Genomic DNA, 14,845 nt, shown 5'->3' on the forward strand with positions numbered 1-14,845 from the left:
AAATCGGTGATGGGGAGCTAGGTTTGTCGGTGTCCGAAGGCCAGCCGCGTCGCTGCTGGACGAGTTGGCGTCGCGGCTGTTGCGCGCAAGCGCCTCAGAGAACCGCGAACGTGCCTTGTGCCTTGGCGATCAGTTTGTCGCCTTGCATCACGTCGGCCTCGACCACCAGGGTGCGGCGGCCCGGGTGGATCACCCGGGCGTGGCAGACCACGTCGCCTTCGGCGACGGCGCGGATGTAGTTGATCTTGCACTCGATGGTCGCGCTCTGCTGGTCGAAGCCGTGGGAACTGGAACAGGCCAGCCCCATGGCGATATCGACCAGGCTGAAGATCGCCCCGCCGTGCAGCTTCTGGCCGCGGTTGCGCAACTGCGGCGTCAGCGTCAGGGCGACGTCGGCTTCACCGACCTCCAGGCGCTGCAAGCGACAGCCGAGCAGTTGGCTGAACGCGCTTTCGGTCAATCCGGCCGGGATCTGCATCAGCGTTTCTTCAACTGCTTGGCGTTGGCGAACAGCGAAGCCATGGCGTTGTTGGCCGGGGCTGCGGTGGCTGTCTCCTTGCGGGGGGCGCCGCCCTGGGACTGGCGCGGGGCCGAGCCCGGACGGGAGCCACGGGCGCCGTCGATCTTCTCGCCCGGGGTGTCGCTCATGCGCATCGACAGGCCCACGCGTTTGCGCGGGATGTCGACTTCCATGACCTTGACCTTGACCACGTCGCCGGCCTTCACCGCTTCACGCGGGTCCTTGATGAACTTCTCCGACAGCGCCGAGATGTGCACCAGGCCGTCCTGGTGCACGCCGATGTCGACGAAGGCACCGAAGTTGGTGACGTTGGTCACCACGCCTTCGAGGATCATCCCCAGTTGCAGGTCCTTGAGGTCCTCGACGCCTTCCTGGAACTCGGCGGTCTTGAACTCCGGGCGCGGGTCGCGGCCGGGCTTGTCCAGTTCCTGGAGAATGTCGGTGACGGTCGGCAGGCCGAAGGTTTCGTCGGTGAACTTCTTCGGGTCCAGGCGCTTGAGGAAGCCGCTGTCGCCGATCAGCGAACGGATATCGCGGCCAGTGTCGGCGGCGATGCGCTGCACCAGCGGGTAGGCTTCCGGGTGCACCGCCGAGGCGTCCAGCGGGTTGTCGCCGTTCATCACACGGAGGAAGCCGGCGGCCTGCTCGAAGGTCTTTTCGCCCAGGCGGGCGACCTTCTTCAGCGCGGCGCGGGTCTTGAACGCGCCGTGCTCGTCGCGGTGGCTGACGATGTTCTGCGCCAGGGTCGCGTTGAGGCCGGAGATCCGCGCCAGCAGGGCTACCGAGGCGGTGTTCACATCCACGCCGACGGCGTTCACGCAGTCCTCGACCACCGCATCCAGGCCACGGGCCAGCTTCAGTTGCGAGACGTCGTGCTGGTACTGGCCGACGCCGATGGATTTCGGATCGATCTTCACCAGCTCGGCCAGCGGATCCTGCAGGCGGCGGGCGATGGACACCGCGCCACGGATCGACACGTCCAGGTCCGGGAATTCCTTGGCCGCCAGTTCCGATGCCGAGTACACCGAAGCGCCCGCCTCGGAGACCATGACCTTGGTCAGGCGCATGGCCGGGTATTTCTTGATCAGCTCGGCGGCCAGCTTGTCGGTTTCGCGGCTGGCGGTGCCGTTGCCGATGGCGATCAGGTCCACCGAGTGCTTGGCGCACAAGGCGGCCAGCACGGCGAGGGTCTGGTCCCACTTGTTGTGCGGTACGTGCGGGTAGACGGTGGCGTGGTCCAGCAGCTTGCCGGTGGCATCCACCACCGCCACCTTGCAGCCGGTACGCAGGCCCGGGTCGAGGCCCAGGGTGGCGCGCGGGCCGGCCGGCGCGGCCAGCAGCAGGTCGTGCAGGTTGTGGGCGAAAACGTTGATCGCCTCGGTTTCCGCGCTGTCACGCAGCTCGCCCAGCAGGTCGGTCTCCAGGTGGGTGTAGAGCTTGACCTTCCAGGTCCAGCGCACCACTTCGCCGAGCCATTTGTCCGCCGCGCGGTTCTGGTTCTGGATGCCGACGTGCTGGCCGATCATGCCTTCGCACGGGTGCAGGGTGCCCGGCAGTTCCTCGCCGACTTTCAGCGCGGAACTGAGGATGCCTTCGTTACGCCCGCGGAAAATCGCCAGGGCGCGGTGCGACGGCATGCTCTTGAGTGGTTCGTCGTGTTCGAAGTAGTCGCGGAACTTGGCGCCTTCTTCTTCCTTGCCGGCCACCACGCGGGCGCTGAGGATGGCTTCCTGCTTGAGGAAGTTGCGCAGCTTGTCCAGCAGGCTGGCGTCTTCGGCGAAGCGCTCCATGAGGATGTACTTGGCGCCTTCGAGGGCCGCCTTCACATCGGCCACGCCCTTGTCTGCGTCGACGAAACGTGCGGCTTCGCTTTCCGGGGTGAGGCTCGGGTCGTTGAACAGGCCGTCCGCCAGTTCGCCGAGGCCGGCTTCCAGGGCGATCTGGCCCTTGGTGCGGCGTTTCTGCTTGTACGGCAGGTACAGGTCTTCGAGGCGGGTCTTGGTATCGGCGAGCTTGATCTCGCGGGCCAGTTCCGGGGTCAGCTTGCCTTGCTCCTCGATGCTGGCGAGGATGCTGGCGCGCCGTTCGTCGAGTTCGCGCAGGTAGCGCAGGCGCTCTTCCAGATGACGCAGCTGGGTGTCATCGAGGCTGCCTGTCACTTCCTTCCGGTAGCGAGCGATGAAGGGCACGGTGGAGCCTTCATCCAATAGAGCGACGGCCGCTTCGACCTGTTGTGGGCGTACGCCGAGCTCCTCGGCAATGCGGCTGTTGATGCTGTCCATAAAACCACCTGACAAATTGTGAAAGCAGGCCCGCCGGCGCGAAGAACTGACTCGGCGAGACTGGTTGAGCGGCTTGCATGCGCCGCTGCCTGGATCAAGAGGCTGCCTGTTGACCCGTGAAATCGAACAATTACTGCCTGGCCGGGAAAAATAAAAAAGTGGCCACAGGCGATAACGATCAGAGCTTGCCTGACACAAAAGGCGGCGCATTATAACCAGCGTTCCCGTCTTCGGGGGTAACGGCCCAGCGGCGGCCGACGGCGGGTTTTCTGGCGGTCGAGGAAAAATCTGCTAACAATGCACACGGTGCGTATAACGGCAGCTACGCCATAATGCGCACCGAGATAAAAGGAGCATCTGATGAGCAGCACTGCACACACTGCCGAAGGCGAAAAAATTCTGATTGTTGACGACGACCCGGGGCTGAGCAGCCTGCTGGAGCGCTTCTTCGTCAGCAAGGGCTACCGTGCCCGCGCGGTTCCCAACACCGAGCAGATGGACCGTCTGCTGGGTCGCGAAGTATTCAACCTGGTCGTCCTCGACCTGATGCTGCCTGGCGAAGACGGCCTGACCGCGTGCCGCCGCCTGCGCAGTGCCAACAACCAGATCCCGATCATCATGCTGACCGCCAAGGGCGACGAACTGAGCCGCATCAAGGGCCTGGAACTGGGCGCCGACGACTACCTGGCCAAGCCGTTCAACCCCGACGAGCTGATGGCCCGGGTCAAGGCCGTGTTGCGGCGCCAGTCGCCTTCGGTGCCGGGCGCGCCGGGCAGCGAAGACGAGAACGTCACCTTCGGCGACTACGAGCTGTCCCTGGCCACCCGCGAACTCAAGCGCGGCGCCGAAGTGCACATGCTCACCACCGGCGAGTTCGCGGTGCTCAAGGCGCTGGTGATGAACGCCCGCCAGCCGCTGACCCGCGACAAGCTGATGAACCTGGCCCGTGGCCGCGAGTGGGATGCCCTGGAGCGTTCCATCGACGTGCAGATCTCCCGCCTGCGCCGGATGATCGAACCCGATCCGTCCAAGCCGCGTTACATCCAGACGGTCTGGGGCGTGGGTTATGTGTTCGTGCCGGATGGCACGCCCACCAAGTGATCGATGATTTGTAGGAGCGAGCGCCCGGGCCGGCCGACGACCCGGGCGCTCGCATTCCGCAACTCTGCGAGCGCCGCTCGCTCCTGCAAAGCGTGTATTGGCTGTTTATGAAAACCCCGCTGTGGTTCCCGCAAAGCTTCTTCTCCCGCACCCTGTGGCTGGTGCTGATCGTGGTGCTGTTCTCCAAGGCGCTGACCCTGGTTTATCTGCTGATGAACGAGGACGTGCTGGTGGACCGCCAGTACAGCCATGGCGTGGCCCTTACCCTGCGCGCCTACTGGGCCGCCGACGAATCCAATCGCGACCAGATCGCCGAGGCCGCCGGGCTGATCAAGGTGGTCGGCAGCGGGGTGCCGGCGGGCGAGCAGCATTGGCCCTATAGCGAGATCTACCAGCGGCAGATGCAGGCCGAACTGGGCGCCGACACCGAAGTGCGCCTGCGCATGCACGCCCCGCCGGCGCTCTGGGTGCGCGCGCCGAGCCTGGGCGATGGCTGGCTGAAAGTGCCGCTGTATCCGCATCCGCTGCGGGGGCAGAAGATCTGGAGCGTGCTCGGCTGGTTCCTGGCGATCGGCCTGTTGTCCACGGCGTCGGCGTGGATCTTCGTCAGCCAGCTCAACCAGCCGCTCAAGCGCCTGGTCTATGCCGCCCGGCAACTGGGCCAGGGGCGCAGCGTGCGCCTGCCGATCAGCGACACGCCGAGCGAGATGACCGAGGTATACCGCGCCTTCAACCAGATGGCCGAGGATGTGGAACAGGCCGGGCGCGAACGCGAGCTGATGCTGGCCGGGGTGTCCCACGACCTGCGCACGCCGCTGACGCGCCTGCGCCTGTCGCTGGAACTGATGGGCGACCACACCGACCTGACCGACGACATGGTCCGCGACATCGAAGACATGGACGCGATCCTCGACCAGTTCCTGGCCTTTATCCGCGATGGCCGCGACGAGTCGGTGGAGGAAGTCGACCTCAGCGACCTGGTGCGCGAAGTGGCGGCGCCCTACAACCAGAACGATGAAAAGGTGCGCCTGCGCCTGGAGCCGATCCCGCCGTTCCCGTTGCGTCGGGTGTCGATGAAGCGCCTGCTGAACAACCTGATCGGCAACGCCCTGAACCACGCCGGTACCGAGGTCGAAGTGGCGGCCTATGTGTCGGGCGACACCAGCGCGCCTTATGTGGTGCTGAGCGTGCTGGACCGCGGCGCGGGTATCGATCCTTCGGAGCTGGAGGCGATCTTCAATCCCTTCACCCGCGGCGACCGTGCCCGGGGCGGCAAGGGCACCGGCCTGGGGCTGGCCATCGTCAAGCGGATCGCCTCGATGCATGGTGGCAACGTCGAGTTGCGCAACCGCGCCGATGGCGGGCTGGAAGCGCGGGTGCGCTTGCCGTTGGGGCTGTTGCTACCCAGGGACGCCGTGTAGGAGCGAGGCTTGCCCGCGATGGGGCGCGTAGCGCCCCTGGCCCTGCATAGGCGTTCTGCCTGATCCGGCGTCGGCTGTTTTTAACCCTTGCCCTTGGTCCGGGTCATGTTCGGCCCGCCGTTCTTCTCGATGTGCTCGATGATGATCCCCGCCACGTTCTTGCCGGTGGTGGTCTCGATGCCTTCCAGGCCCGGCGAGGAATTCACCTCCATCACCAGCGGCCCGTGGTTCGAGCGCAGGATGTCCACGCCCGCCACGCTCAGGCCCATGACCTTGGCTGCGCGCAGCGCGGTCATGCGTTCTTCCGGGGTGATCTTGATCAGGCTGGCGCTGCCGCCGCGGTGCAGGTTGGAGCGGAACTCGCCGGGCCTGGCCTGGCGTTTCATCGCGGCAATCACCTTGTCGCCGACCACGAAGCAGCGAATGTCGGCGCCGCCGGCTTCCTTGATGTATTCCTGGACCATGATGTTCTGCTTCAGGCCCATGAAGGCCTCGATCACCGACTCGGCCGCCGTGGCGGTTTCACACAGCACCACGCCGATGCCCTGGGTGCCTTCCAGGACCTTAATCACCAGCGGCGCGCCGTTGACCATCTCGATCAGGTCGGGAATATCGTCCGGCGAGTGGGCGAAGCCGGTCACCGGCAGGCCGATGCCACGCCGGGACAGCAGCTGCAGCGAGCGCAATTTGTCCCGCGAGCGGGCGATGGCCACCGACTCGTTGAGCGGGAACACGCCCATCATTTCGAACTGGCGCAGCACCGCGCAGCCATAGAAGGTCACCGAGGCGCCGATCCGTGGAATCACCGCGTCGAAACCTTCCAGCGGCTTGCCGCGGTAGTGGATCTGCGGCTTGTGGCTGGCGATGTTCATATAGGCGCGCAAGGTGTCGACCACCACCATTTCGTGGCCACGCTCGGTGCCGGCTTCGACCAGGCGACGAGTGGAATACAGACGCGGGTTACGCGACAGCACAGCGATCTTCATGCAACACCTGTGGCAGAGGTAGTGGACACCGGGAACACCGGTTTGTCTTGAACGTATTTGATCCCCGGATTGACCACCAGTTGGCCATCGACCAGGGCTTTGGAACCGAGCAGCAGGCGATAGCGCATGGCCTTGCGGCAGGCGAGGGTGAACTCCACCCGCCACACCCGGTCGCCGAGCGCCAGGGTGGTGCTGATCACGTAGCGCACCTGGGCCTGGCCGTTGGAACTCTTGATGGTTTTCATCGCCACCAGTGGCGCTTCGCAACGCCGGTGACGCAACTGCACCACACTGCCCAGGTGCGCATTGAAACGCACCCACTGTTCACCGTCGCGCTCGAACGGCTCGATCTCGGTGGCATGCAGGCTGGAGGTGCTGGCGCCGGTATCGATCTTGGCGCGCAGGCCGGCGACTCCCAAATCCGGAAGCGCCACCCACTCGCGCAGACCCACGACGGTCAAATGGTCAAATGTCTTCAAATGTGCTCAACCGCTGAGGAACCCGCTCGTACCGTCCGGCGGCCGAATTCGCGGTATTCACGCAGAATAATGGGTAAAAGGCGACAGATATCTGGGCCCGGCTCCACGACGCCCGGACAGGCTGCCGCGAAGCCTCGCATTCTAAACCGAGCCACCGCCATTCATGGCACGAGAGAAACGGTAGTACAGTTCGAAAATATTTCAGAATGAGGAAAAGCCATGGCACAGAAAGCCGAGGATGACGACAAGGTCCGTCTGGACAAATGGCTATGGGCAGCGCGCTTCTACAAGACCCGGGCCCTGGCCAAGGCGGCCATCGAAAGCGGCAAGGTGCATCACCGTGGCGAGCGCTGCAAGCCGGGCAAGGAGCCGAGGATCGGCGACGAATATGAGATACGCACCGGTTTCGACGAGCGCACCGTGGTGGTCCAGGCCCTGTCGATCGTGCGCCGCGGAGCGCCCGAGGCCCAGACCCTGTATGCCGAGACCGAAGCCAGCATCGCCAAGCGGGAGAATGCCGCGGCCTTGCGCAAGGCCGGCGCCCTGGGCGTGAGCACCGATGGCAAGCCGACCAAGAAGCAGCGGCGCGACCTGTTCAAGTTCCACAGCCACGAATAGCTCTCCGTAGGAGCGAGGCTTGCCCGCGATCCGCTGCGACGCAGCGGTTGCAGCCCTCTCACGATTCTTCGGAGGGGCGCATCTGAACTCTGCCGTTCAATCGCCGGCAAACCGGTTCCCGCTCAGGCCGTAGCCCGCACCACGCTCAGGCGCGACAGCAATGGCAGCTTGCCCAGCAGGTTGAACAGCGGGTCGGTTACTCGTAGCAACAGGTTCGAGGCCTTGGCCGCATAAGGGGTGTAGTAACCCCAGCCCAGGGCCCAGACCGCCAGCAGCACACCGCCGATATAGTCGTCCTGGCCCCAATGCGCGCCGGCCACCAGGCGCGGCATCATGAACAGCAGGGTCAGGCCCCAGACCACCACGAACTGGCCGATGGTGCGGCTGAAGACCCCCATGAACAGGCCCCAGATCAGCAGCACCGAGGCATGGTCGCCGGGGAAGCTCTGGCTGGAGCGGTCCTTGAGTTCCCAGGTTTTTTCCAGGTGTGGGAAGTAGTCGCTCATGTGCACGGCGCCCTCGAGGACCATCGACGGGCTGTCGTGCTGCCAGCCCATCGCGTCGGCGAGCTTGGAAAACAGCAGGCGGATGATCAGCATCAGGACCAGGATCGACAGGAAGCCGAAGAAGGCCCGGCGCACGTCCACGGCTTTGAATACCCAGTTACCGCGAATCAGCAGGGCCAGCAGAATCAGGCCGACTACTGCGTCGAAAGGCCTCAGGCTGCCCACGGCCCAGATATGCAGCCACGTGGAGTTGGTGGCGAGGGGAGCGTTCAGCAGGCGGAACAACCATTCGTCGAACATCGTGCACAGCAGCTGTCCGTTGGGCCATAACCAGAAACCCAGTAGCGCCAGCGGGATCAGATTGCACAGCGCCAGCTTGCCGAGGTTCCACCTGGCTTGGAACAAAGCCGGATTGTTCATAAAATGCCTCCAATGGCTGAAAATCGCGCACCCTTATAGTGCGAAAACGCAATTTTCATGTCTTGTAACTATTTTGTCATCATTTCAGATACCCAGACCTATGACTCATTTGCCGGATACCGACTTCACCCAACGCTTCATCTTCGATGAGAGCGACACCCGCGGCGAGCTCGTGGCGCTGGAGCGCAGCTATGCCGAAGTCCTCGCCAAACACCCCTATCCGGAGCCGGTGGCGCAACTGCTCGGCGAGCTGATGGCGGCGGCCGCGTTGCTGGTCGGCACCCTGAAGTTCGATGGCTTGCTGATTCTCCAGGCTCGTTCCGAAGGCCCGGTGCCGCTGCTGATGATCGAGTGCTCCAGCGAGCGCGAGATCCGCGGCCTGGCCCGCTACGACGCGGAGCGGATCGCGCCGGACGCGACCCTGGCCGACCTGATGCCCAACGGCGTGCTCGCCCTGACTGTCGACCCTACCCAGGGCCAGCGCTACCAGGGCATCGTCGACCTGGACGGCGCTACGCTTTCGGACTGCTTCACCAACTATTTTGTCATGTCCCAGCAGACCGGCACCCGTTTCTGGCTGCACGCCGACGGACGCCGCGCCCGTGGCCTGTTGCTGCAGCAACTGCCGGCCGATCGCATCAAGGACGAGGAAGAACGCGCCGCCAGCTGGCAACACATCACCGCGCTGGCCAGCACCCTGACCGCCGACGAATTGCTGAGCCTGGACAACGAAACCCTGCTCCACCGCCTCTACCATCAAGAAGCCGTGCGCCTGTTCGATGTGCAGTCGCTGCGCTTCCGTTGCAGTTGCTCGCGGGAGCGTTCGGGCAACGCGCTGGTCAGCCTCGGCCTGGAAGACGCACAGAAGCTGGTGGTCGAACACGGCGGCAGCATCGAGATCGATTGCCAGTTCTGCAACCAGCGCTACCTGTTCGATGCGGCCGATATCAGCCAGCTGTTCGCCGGAGCGGGCGTAGAGTCACCGTCAGATACTCGTCACTAAAACGGTTCAGCGCAGGTAAATCACCTGGCAAGTGCCGGATTAACGCCGTTCTGACGGGAGGGCTCTACTCTTTTTGGGCTTTTCTGGCATAATCCGGCGCACTTTTTTCGCGGTAGTAGTGCGCGAGTTTCTACTACAAAACGTTTGGAGCACTCGGCCACTGGCCGACGGGGAACCTCATGACGCAAGCCAATAACGCCGTGTACACCGATCTGAGTGTTGATGATCTGGTTAAAGAAGCCCTCAACCGCGGTGAAGGCGAGCTTGCCGATACCGGCGCGCTGGTTGTTCGTACCGGTCACCGTACCGGCCGTTCGCCAGTCGATCGTTTCATCGTTGAAGAGCCTTCCACCCAGGACGCCATTGCCTGGGGCCCGATCAACCGCAAGTTCCCGGCCGACAAGTTCGATGCCCTGTGGGCTCGCGTCGAGGCGTTCAACAACGCGCAAGAGCATTTCGTTTCCCACGTTCATGTAGGCGCTGCCGAAGAGCACTACCTGGCTGTGAAGATGACCACCCAGACTGCCTGGCAGAACCTGTTCGGTCGTTGCCTGTTCATCAATCCGGCCCAGTACAACCCGGCTGGCCGTGACGAGTGGCAGGTGCTCAACGTTGCCAACTTCGAATGCGTTCCAGAGCGCGACGGCACCAACTCCGATGGTTGCGTGATCCTCAACTTCGCGCAGAAGAAAGTGCTGATCGCCGGCATGCGCTATGCCGGTGAAATGAAGAAAGCCATGTTCTCGGTGCAGAACTTCCTGCTGCCGGCCGCCGACGTGCTGCCGATGCACTGCGCTGCCAACATCGGCGAAGAAGGCGATGTGACCCTGTTCTTCGGCCTGTCCGGCACCGGCAAGACCACCCTGTCCGCCGACGAAAGCCGTTACCTGATCGGTGACGACGAGCACGGTTGGGGCGAGGGCGTGGTGTTCAACATCGAAGGCGGTTGCTATGCCAAGTGCATCGACCTGTCCGAGAAGAACGAGCCGGTCATCTGGAAAGCCATCAAGCACGGCGCCGTGCTGGAAAACGTGGTGCTGGACGATGCCAAGAAGGCCGACTACGCCGACGGCAGCCTGACCCAGAACAGCCGCGCCGCCTACCCGCTGGAGCACGTTGAAAAACGTTCCGCGAAAAACCTCGGTGGCGAGCCGAACGCCGTGATCTTCCTGACCTGCGACCTGACCGGCGTACTGCCGCCAGTGTCGATCCTCAGCGAAGAACAAGCCGCCTACCACTTCCTGTCCGGCTACACCGCTCTGGTGGGCTCGACCGAAATGGGCTCGGGCAGTGGCATCAAGTCGACCTTCTCCACCTGCTTCGGCGCACCGTTCTTCCCGCGTCCGGCAGGCGAATACGCAGAGCTGCTGATCAAGCGTATCCGCGGCTTCGGCTCCAAGGTCTACCTGGTCAACACCGGCTGGACCGGCGGTGGCTACGGCGTCGGCAAGCGCTTCAACATCCCGACCACCCGTGGCGTGATCGCAGCCATCCAGAGCGGCGCTCTGGTCGGTGCCAAGACCGAGCACCTGGACACCATCAACCTGGACGTGCCACTGGCCGTTCCGGGCGTCGAAACCGGCCTGCTCAACCCACGCAACACCTGGGCCGACAAAGCCGCCTACGACGAAGCCGCCAAGGCCCTGGCCGGCCTGTTCATCGAGAACTTCAAGAAGTTCGACGTGAGCGACGCCATCAAGGCTGCGGGTCCGAAGCTGTAAGCATCGGCCAGAAGTAAAAAAGCCGCCCTTCGGGGCGGCTTTTTTGTGGGGGCGATTCAGAGGCTCTCATGCGACTCAGTACAGTCTGCAATTGGCGGGGTCAGTGGGAATCGCCGATCACGTCTTCAGGTGCAACACAATTGCCCCTGCCAGCACCAATATCACGCCGATCACCTGCACCGCGGAAAGGCGCTCCTTGAAGAACACATACCCCAGAATCGCGGCGATGCCGCCGGACAGGGTGCTGATCACCGTCACTACGGACACTGAGCCTGCCATTGCGCCCCAGGAGAATGCGGAAAAACCACCGAGGTTCATCAGGCTGGCGCCCGTCAGGGTGGCGCAGTTTTTCGGCGGCGGTACGCTCAACCCGTCCTTGATCTTCAGGACCATCAGTAGCAACACGCCAACGCCTACCAGATAGCCGAGCCAGAGCATGACGACAGGGCCTAGCAGGGGCAGGGTGAACCGGCCCTGCAGCCAGAAACTGGTGCCATAGAACAGGGCGGCCAGCAGGGCGTAGACGATGGAGCGGGTAGCGTCGGTGCTGTGGGGCAGGCCGGTGTCCTTATGATGGCTGGATAGGATGACGCCGAGCATGCAGAGTCCGATGCACAGAGACTGGAGCAGGTTGATCCGTTCGCCTCCGGCCCAGGATAGCAAGGTAGTGACCACGCCATAGGAGGTCACCAGTGGTGCGACGATGGCTGCCTTCCCCAGCGCAAAGGCCTTGGGCAGTGCGAGGGCGCCGGAAACGGTGAGAGCGGCAGCGAGAACCCCCATCAGCCAGGTGTCGAGCGGTGCGGCCAGGGAGGTGAAAATGAAACTGGGGAATAGCACTAGTAGCAGGCTCATGATGGCAAACCCCAGGGCCTGACCGAAGAACACCGCACGTTTGACCCCGACAGCGCGGGCGTTAAGCCCCACCAGGAAGTCTGTTCCGCCCCACAACAGGGCGGCAAGCAAGCCCATCATTACGTCCACAGAATGTCCTTATCGCTGGCCGCAATTCCTAGAAACTTTCCAGCTCCTGAGTATCCCAGCGTTTCGCCTTGATCGCCCGGTACAGCATGTCGATGGTCAGCGGAATCTTGTCGCCACGTCCCTTGGCCCGGCGCTTGAGGAAGACGTCGTAGCCTTCGGGCTGGAAATAGCGGTAGGCGTCGTAGTCGATAAAGTCGATGACGAACTGTTCTTCCAGCGCCTGGATCAGCTGTTCGGCATCCGCGCCGTCGCAGCCCAGGTCGAAGTTGATGGCGGTCTTCAGGCTGATGCCCTTGCGTTCGGGCAGGCCGATTTCTTCATGCAGCAACTGCATGAGCTGGCGCATGGTCGGGTCGTCGGGGAAGTTGGGGGCGAGGTGCATGGTGGGGTGTCCGCGGGCGCTGTCGGTGGTGCAGATCGGCCTCCAGTGTAGGGCTAACCGCCGGGGCATGAACGAAAAAGAAAAGTCGTTCGAGCAGTTCGGACTTGCCTGACAGCCAGTTCTTCTAGCGCTGGGTAACGTGAGAGCCCCGGTGGAAGGCCGGGGATTTCCCTGGCGACCGAGCAAAGGACTATGGCCCGTAACAAGGATGTGCCCCAGGTATGGCAGCACTACGACGCTGACGGTGGCGGTTATCGCCGCCTGCGAGATATGACGGCAAGCGAACTGGCCGAGCGTGACGAGGCGCAAAGGCGTTATGAGCAGATGCTTGCCCGGCAGCAGGCTCATGAAGACCGGTTAACGAGTACAGGGACGGAATCGCAACCCGAGACTGCCGGTTGTGTGTTCGCCAAGTCTTGCAAACTGCCGGATTCAATCATCGACTACGTCACCCCGACCGGGTTTATCCCGACGGATGCGGTGGCGAATTACGGCGCGCTGACGCTGCTGGGCGGTCGCGAGGTTGAGGTCGGTGGCGGCCTGCCCCTCAAGCGCATCAGTGGCACGTTGCCGGCCAATCTGGGGGCCTTGAGCCTGGGCGGCCTATCGACGGCGGGAGTGAGCGCGACGAGCCGTGGGGCGGGGATTATCTCCTCGGGTGTGGCGGCCGGTGCGTTGCTGGGTTTGGTGGCCTTGCTCGCCCCATCGAGCCTGGGGGATGGCGCGCTGTATAGCGAAGAGCAACTGCGTCAGCTCAAACAGGCCCGGACCCGTTTGCGCCTGCGGGTCGAACAGCAGGCCGACGGCAGCCTCAAGGGCTACGGTTTCAACACCCAGGGGCGCCGCGAGTGGGAAATGATTCCGGTGGCTCAATTCGAGGCCCGTGGCGAGCAGCAAGTAGCCGACCTGGGGAATGGCATCACTCTCACCTGGACCCCTGCTGTGGATCCTGCGAGTGCTACAGGGATACCGCCGCTGGAGGCAGCGCCACAGACTCCGCCGATCTGGATTTTCCCGCCGACTGAAACGGCGGAGCGGATCATCGTGAGCCCGATTTATCCGCCGGAGTATCGGGATTTTATTCTGGTGTTTCCGGTGGGGTCGGGTGTTCAGCCGCTCTACATTGTGCTGAATGCACCAGCGTCAGGATATGTTCCCGCACCGAGCGCTTTGCCTGGTTTTCCTGATGCGATCAGGGCAAAGCGGAAAACCTATGTCCAAGGAGGGGGTGGACAGCGTAAGCGTTGGAAAACGGCAAAAGGACTGATTCTAGAATGGGACTCTCAGCATGGTGCAGTTGAAATGTATGACAAGCGCGGCCGCCATCTTGGGGAGTTTGACCCGCTTACTGGCGAGCAAACTAAAGTCGCTGACAGAACAAGGAGCATAGAACCATGAAGTATCTCGTTGAGGCCTTTGATAAGAAAACCGAGCTGTTGGTTTTTGACGTAGAGCTACCGGTCGGTTGCGACGAGCGTGTGAAAGAGATCATGGGGTGGGCAGTGGATCCGCAAGGTTGGGAGGGCTATGACCTGAGTGCAGTGCAGTTGACTGAGTTTGAAAAGATTACTGAGAAAAAATTTGATCGCTCGGTATATGACTTCCAACTGACAGCGAATGGCTGACGGTCAATAATCAGGAGCACATGATGAGCAGTACCCTTCCTTTTTTTCGTTATCACCCAGACCCGCTGGCAACCCGAAGCATTGAGGCTTCGACCACTTCTTGTGTGTGTTGTGGTCAGGTACGTGGTTACATTTACACCGCATCGACTTATACCCGTCAGGATCTTCCGGATGACCGTCTGTGTCCTTGGTGTATTGCCGATGGTAGTGCGGCTAAGCGATATGAGTTGAGTTTTTCCGACGACTATCCACTGCTTGATCAGGGTATCGATGAGGCGATTGTTGCCGAAGTCTGTGACCGTACCCCCGGTTACGCTTCTTGGCAGCAGGAGCGTTGGTTATCTTGCTGCGATGACGCATGTGCCTTTCATGGTGATGCCAGTCGCGATGAGATCGAGAAGGTCGGTGCTGATGGGTTGGCTGAGCGCTTTGCCGATTTTGGCTGGTCAAGGGGAAACTGGCAGAACCTGATCGATAGCTATGAGCCAGGAGGCAATCCTGCGATTTATCGGTTTGATTGCCTGCATTGCAAGCGGATCCATTACGATCTGGATTTCACCTGATGCCAATTCTTCTATCTCGTTACGGTTGGCCACTCTGCCGGAACAGGAGCTCAGTGATGCTGGGGTAGGGCTTTCTCCTCTCTAAACAAGCCGCCCTCCAGTTCCACCCCTAAGCAACCTTCAGGAATTCCCGCAGGCGCCCGTTTTTACGATGGATTAGCGAGCCAACCCTGAAAAAAATGTGTATCGTGCCCGCCAAATCTGCCGGGTATCCTCGGTTGCCGACTTCATACA

15 protein-coding genes are annotated in these 14,845 nt (G+C 62.5%); 8 read left to right on the plus strand and 7 right to left on the minus strand.

Annotation, left to right across the window (positions count from 1 at the left end; translation table 11 throughout):
- Positions 1-94: 94 nt before the first annotated feature.
- Both TO66_RS01425 and TO66_RS01430 read right to left on the minus strand, forming a co-directional pair.
- Positions 95-478: a PaaI family thioesterase gene (locus tag TO66_RS01425; protein ID WP_052506091.1), complete on the minus strand. Its 384-nt coding sequence runs from the start codon at positions 476-478 to the stop codon at positions 95-97.
- Entirely contained in the window at positions 478-2,802 is a 2,325-nt protein-coding gene (locus TO66_RS01430) for a Tex family protein (RefSeq protein ID WP_044460640.1), read from the minus strand. The genes TO66_RS01425 and TO66_RS01430 overlap by 1 nt, the downstream gene beginning before the upstream one ends.
- Positions 2,803-3,162: 360 nt before the next feature.
- On the opposite strand from TO66_RS01430, the gene ompR reads away from it, so the two are divergent.
- Positions 3,163-3,903, plus strand: a complete 741-nt coding sequence (gene ompR, locus TO66_RS01435) for a two-component system response regulator OmpR (RefSeq protein ID WP_044460641.1) — start codon at positions 3,163-3,165, stop codon at positions 3,901-3,903.
- A gap of 107 nt (positions 3,904-4,010) precedes the next feature.
- On the plus strand, positions 4,011-5,324 hold the full coding sequence (locus TO66_RS01440; RefSeq protein WP_044460642.1) for an ATP-binding protein: 1,314 nt from the start codon (positions 4,011-4,013) through the stop codon (positions 5,322-5,324).
- 80 nt (positions 5,325-5,404) lie between these two features.
- Here TO66_RS01440 and rimK read toward each other — a convergent pair whose 3' ends face one another.
- Both rimK and TO66_RS01450 read right to left on the minus strand, forming a co-directional pair.
- Positions 5,405-6,310 carry a 30S ribosomal protein S6--L-glutamate ligase gene (rimK, locus tag TO66_RS01445; RefSeq protein WP_044460643.1) on the minus strand — a complete coding sequence of 302 codons (906 nt, stop codon included), beginning with the start codon at positions 6,308-6,310 and terminating at the stop codon, positions 5,405-5,407.
- Positions 6,307-6,789: an ATP-dependent zinc protease gene (locus tag TO66_RS01450; RefSeq protein WP_044460644.1), complete on the minus strand. Its 483-nt coding sequence runs from the start codon at positions 6,787-6,789 to the stop codon at positions 6,307-6,309. The genes rimK and TO66_RS01450 overlap by 4 nt, the downstream gene beginning before the upstream one ends.
- A 219-nt stretch (positions 6,790-7,008) precedes the next feature.
- On the opposite strand from TO66_RS01450, the gene TO66_RS01455 reads away from it, so the two are divergent.
- Entirely contained in the window at positions 7,009-7,407 is a 399-nt protein-coding gene (locus TO66_RS01455) for an RNA-binding S4 domain-containing protein (RefSeq protein WP_044460645.1), read from the plus strand.
- A 122-nt stretch (positions 7,408-7,529) separates the two neighbouring features.
- On the opposite strand, the gene TO66_RS01460 is transcribed toward TO66_RS01455, so the two are convergent.
- Positions 7,530-8,333, minus strand: coding sequence for a phosphatase PAP2 family protein (locus tag TO66_RS01460; RefSeq protein WP_044460646.1), 804 nt, complete (start codon positions 8,331-8,333; stop codon positions 7,530-7,532).
- Positions 8,334-8,433: 100 nt separating this feature from the next.
- On the opposite strand from TO66_RS01460, the gene hslO reads away from it, so the two are divergent.
- Together hslO and TO66_RS01470 are read left to right on the plus strand one after the other, a co-directional pair.
- Positions 8,434-9,336 carry an Hsp33 family molecular chaperone HslO gene (gene hslO, locus TO66_RS01465; protein ID WP_044460647.1) on the plus strand — a complete coding sequence of 301 codons (903 nt, stop codon included), beginning with the start codon at positions 8,434-8,436 and terminating at the stop codon, positions 9,334-9,336.
- A gap of 179 nt (positions 9,337-9,515) precedes the next feature.
- Complete coding sequence (locus TO66_RS01470) at positions 9,516-11,057, plus strand: phosphoenolpyruvate carboxykinase (RefSeq protein WP_044460648.1); 1,542 nt, start codon at positions 9,516-9,518, stop codon at positions 11,055-11,057.
- Positions 11,058-11,174: 117 nt separating this feature from the next.
- Here TO66_RS01470 and TO66_RS01475 read toward each other — a convergent pair whose 3' ends face one another.
- Both TO66_RS01475 and TO66_RS01480 read right to left on the minus strand, forming a co-directional pair.
- Positions 11,175-12,029 (minus strand): DMT family transporter, encoded by an 855-nt coding sequence (locus TO66_RS01475; protein WP_044465920.1) that lies wholly within the window; start codon positions 12,027-12,029, stop codon positions 11,175-11,177.
- 40 nt (positions 12,030-12,069) lie between these two features.
- On the minus strand, positions 12,070-12,423 hold the full coding sequence (locus TO66_RS01480; protein ID WP_044460649.1) for a DUF1493 family protein: 354 nt from the start codon (positions 12,421-12,423) through the stop codon (positions 12,070-12,072).
- A 192-nt stretch (positions 12,424-12,615) separates the two neighbouring features.
- Between TO66_RS01480 and TO66_RS01485 the strand changes: the two genes are divergently transcribed.
- From TO66_RS01485 to TO66_RS32190, 3 genes are read left to right on the plus strand one after another with little or no spacing between them, the layout of a single operon-like run.
- Entirely contained in the window at positions 12,616-13,821 is a 1,206-nt protein-coding gene (locus TO66_RS01485; RefSeq protein ID WP_044460650.1) for a colicin E3/pyocin S6 family cytotoxin, read from the plus strand.
- Entirely contained in the window at positions 13,818-14,048 is a 231-nt protein-coding gene (locus TO66_RS01490; RefSeq protein ID WP_044460651.1) for a hypothetical protein, read from the plus strand. The genes TO66_RS01485 and TO66_RS01490 overlap by 4 nt, the downstream gene beginning before the upstream one ends.
- Positions 14,049-14,071: 23 nt before the next feature.
- Positions 14,072-14,611 (plus strand): CbrC family protein, encoded by a 540-nt coding sequence (locus TO66_RS32190; RefSeq protein ID WP_080926018.1) that lies wholly within the window; start codon positions 14,072-14,074, stop codon positions 14,609-14,611.
- The last annotated feature ends 234 nt before the right edge of the window (positions 14,612-14,845 follow it).

This window comes from Pseudomonas sp. MRSN 12121 (genome assembly GCF_000931465.1).
GTDB lineage: Bacteria > Pseudomonadota > Gammaproteobacteria > Pseudomonadales > Pseudomonadaceae > Aquipseudomonas.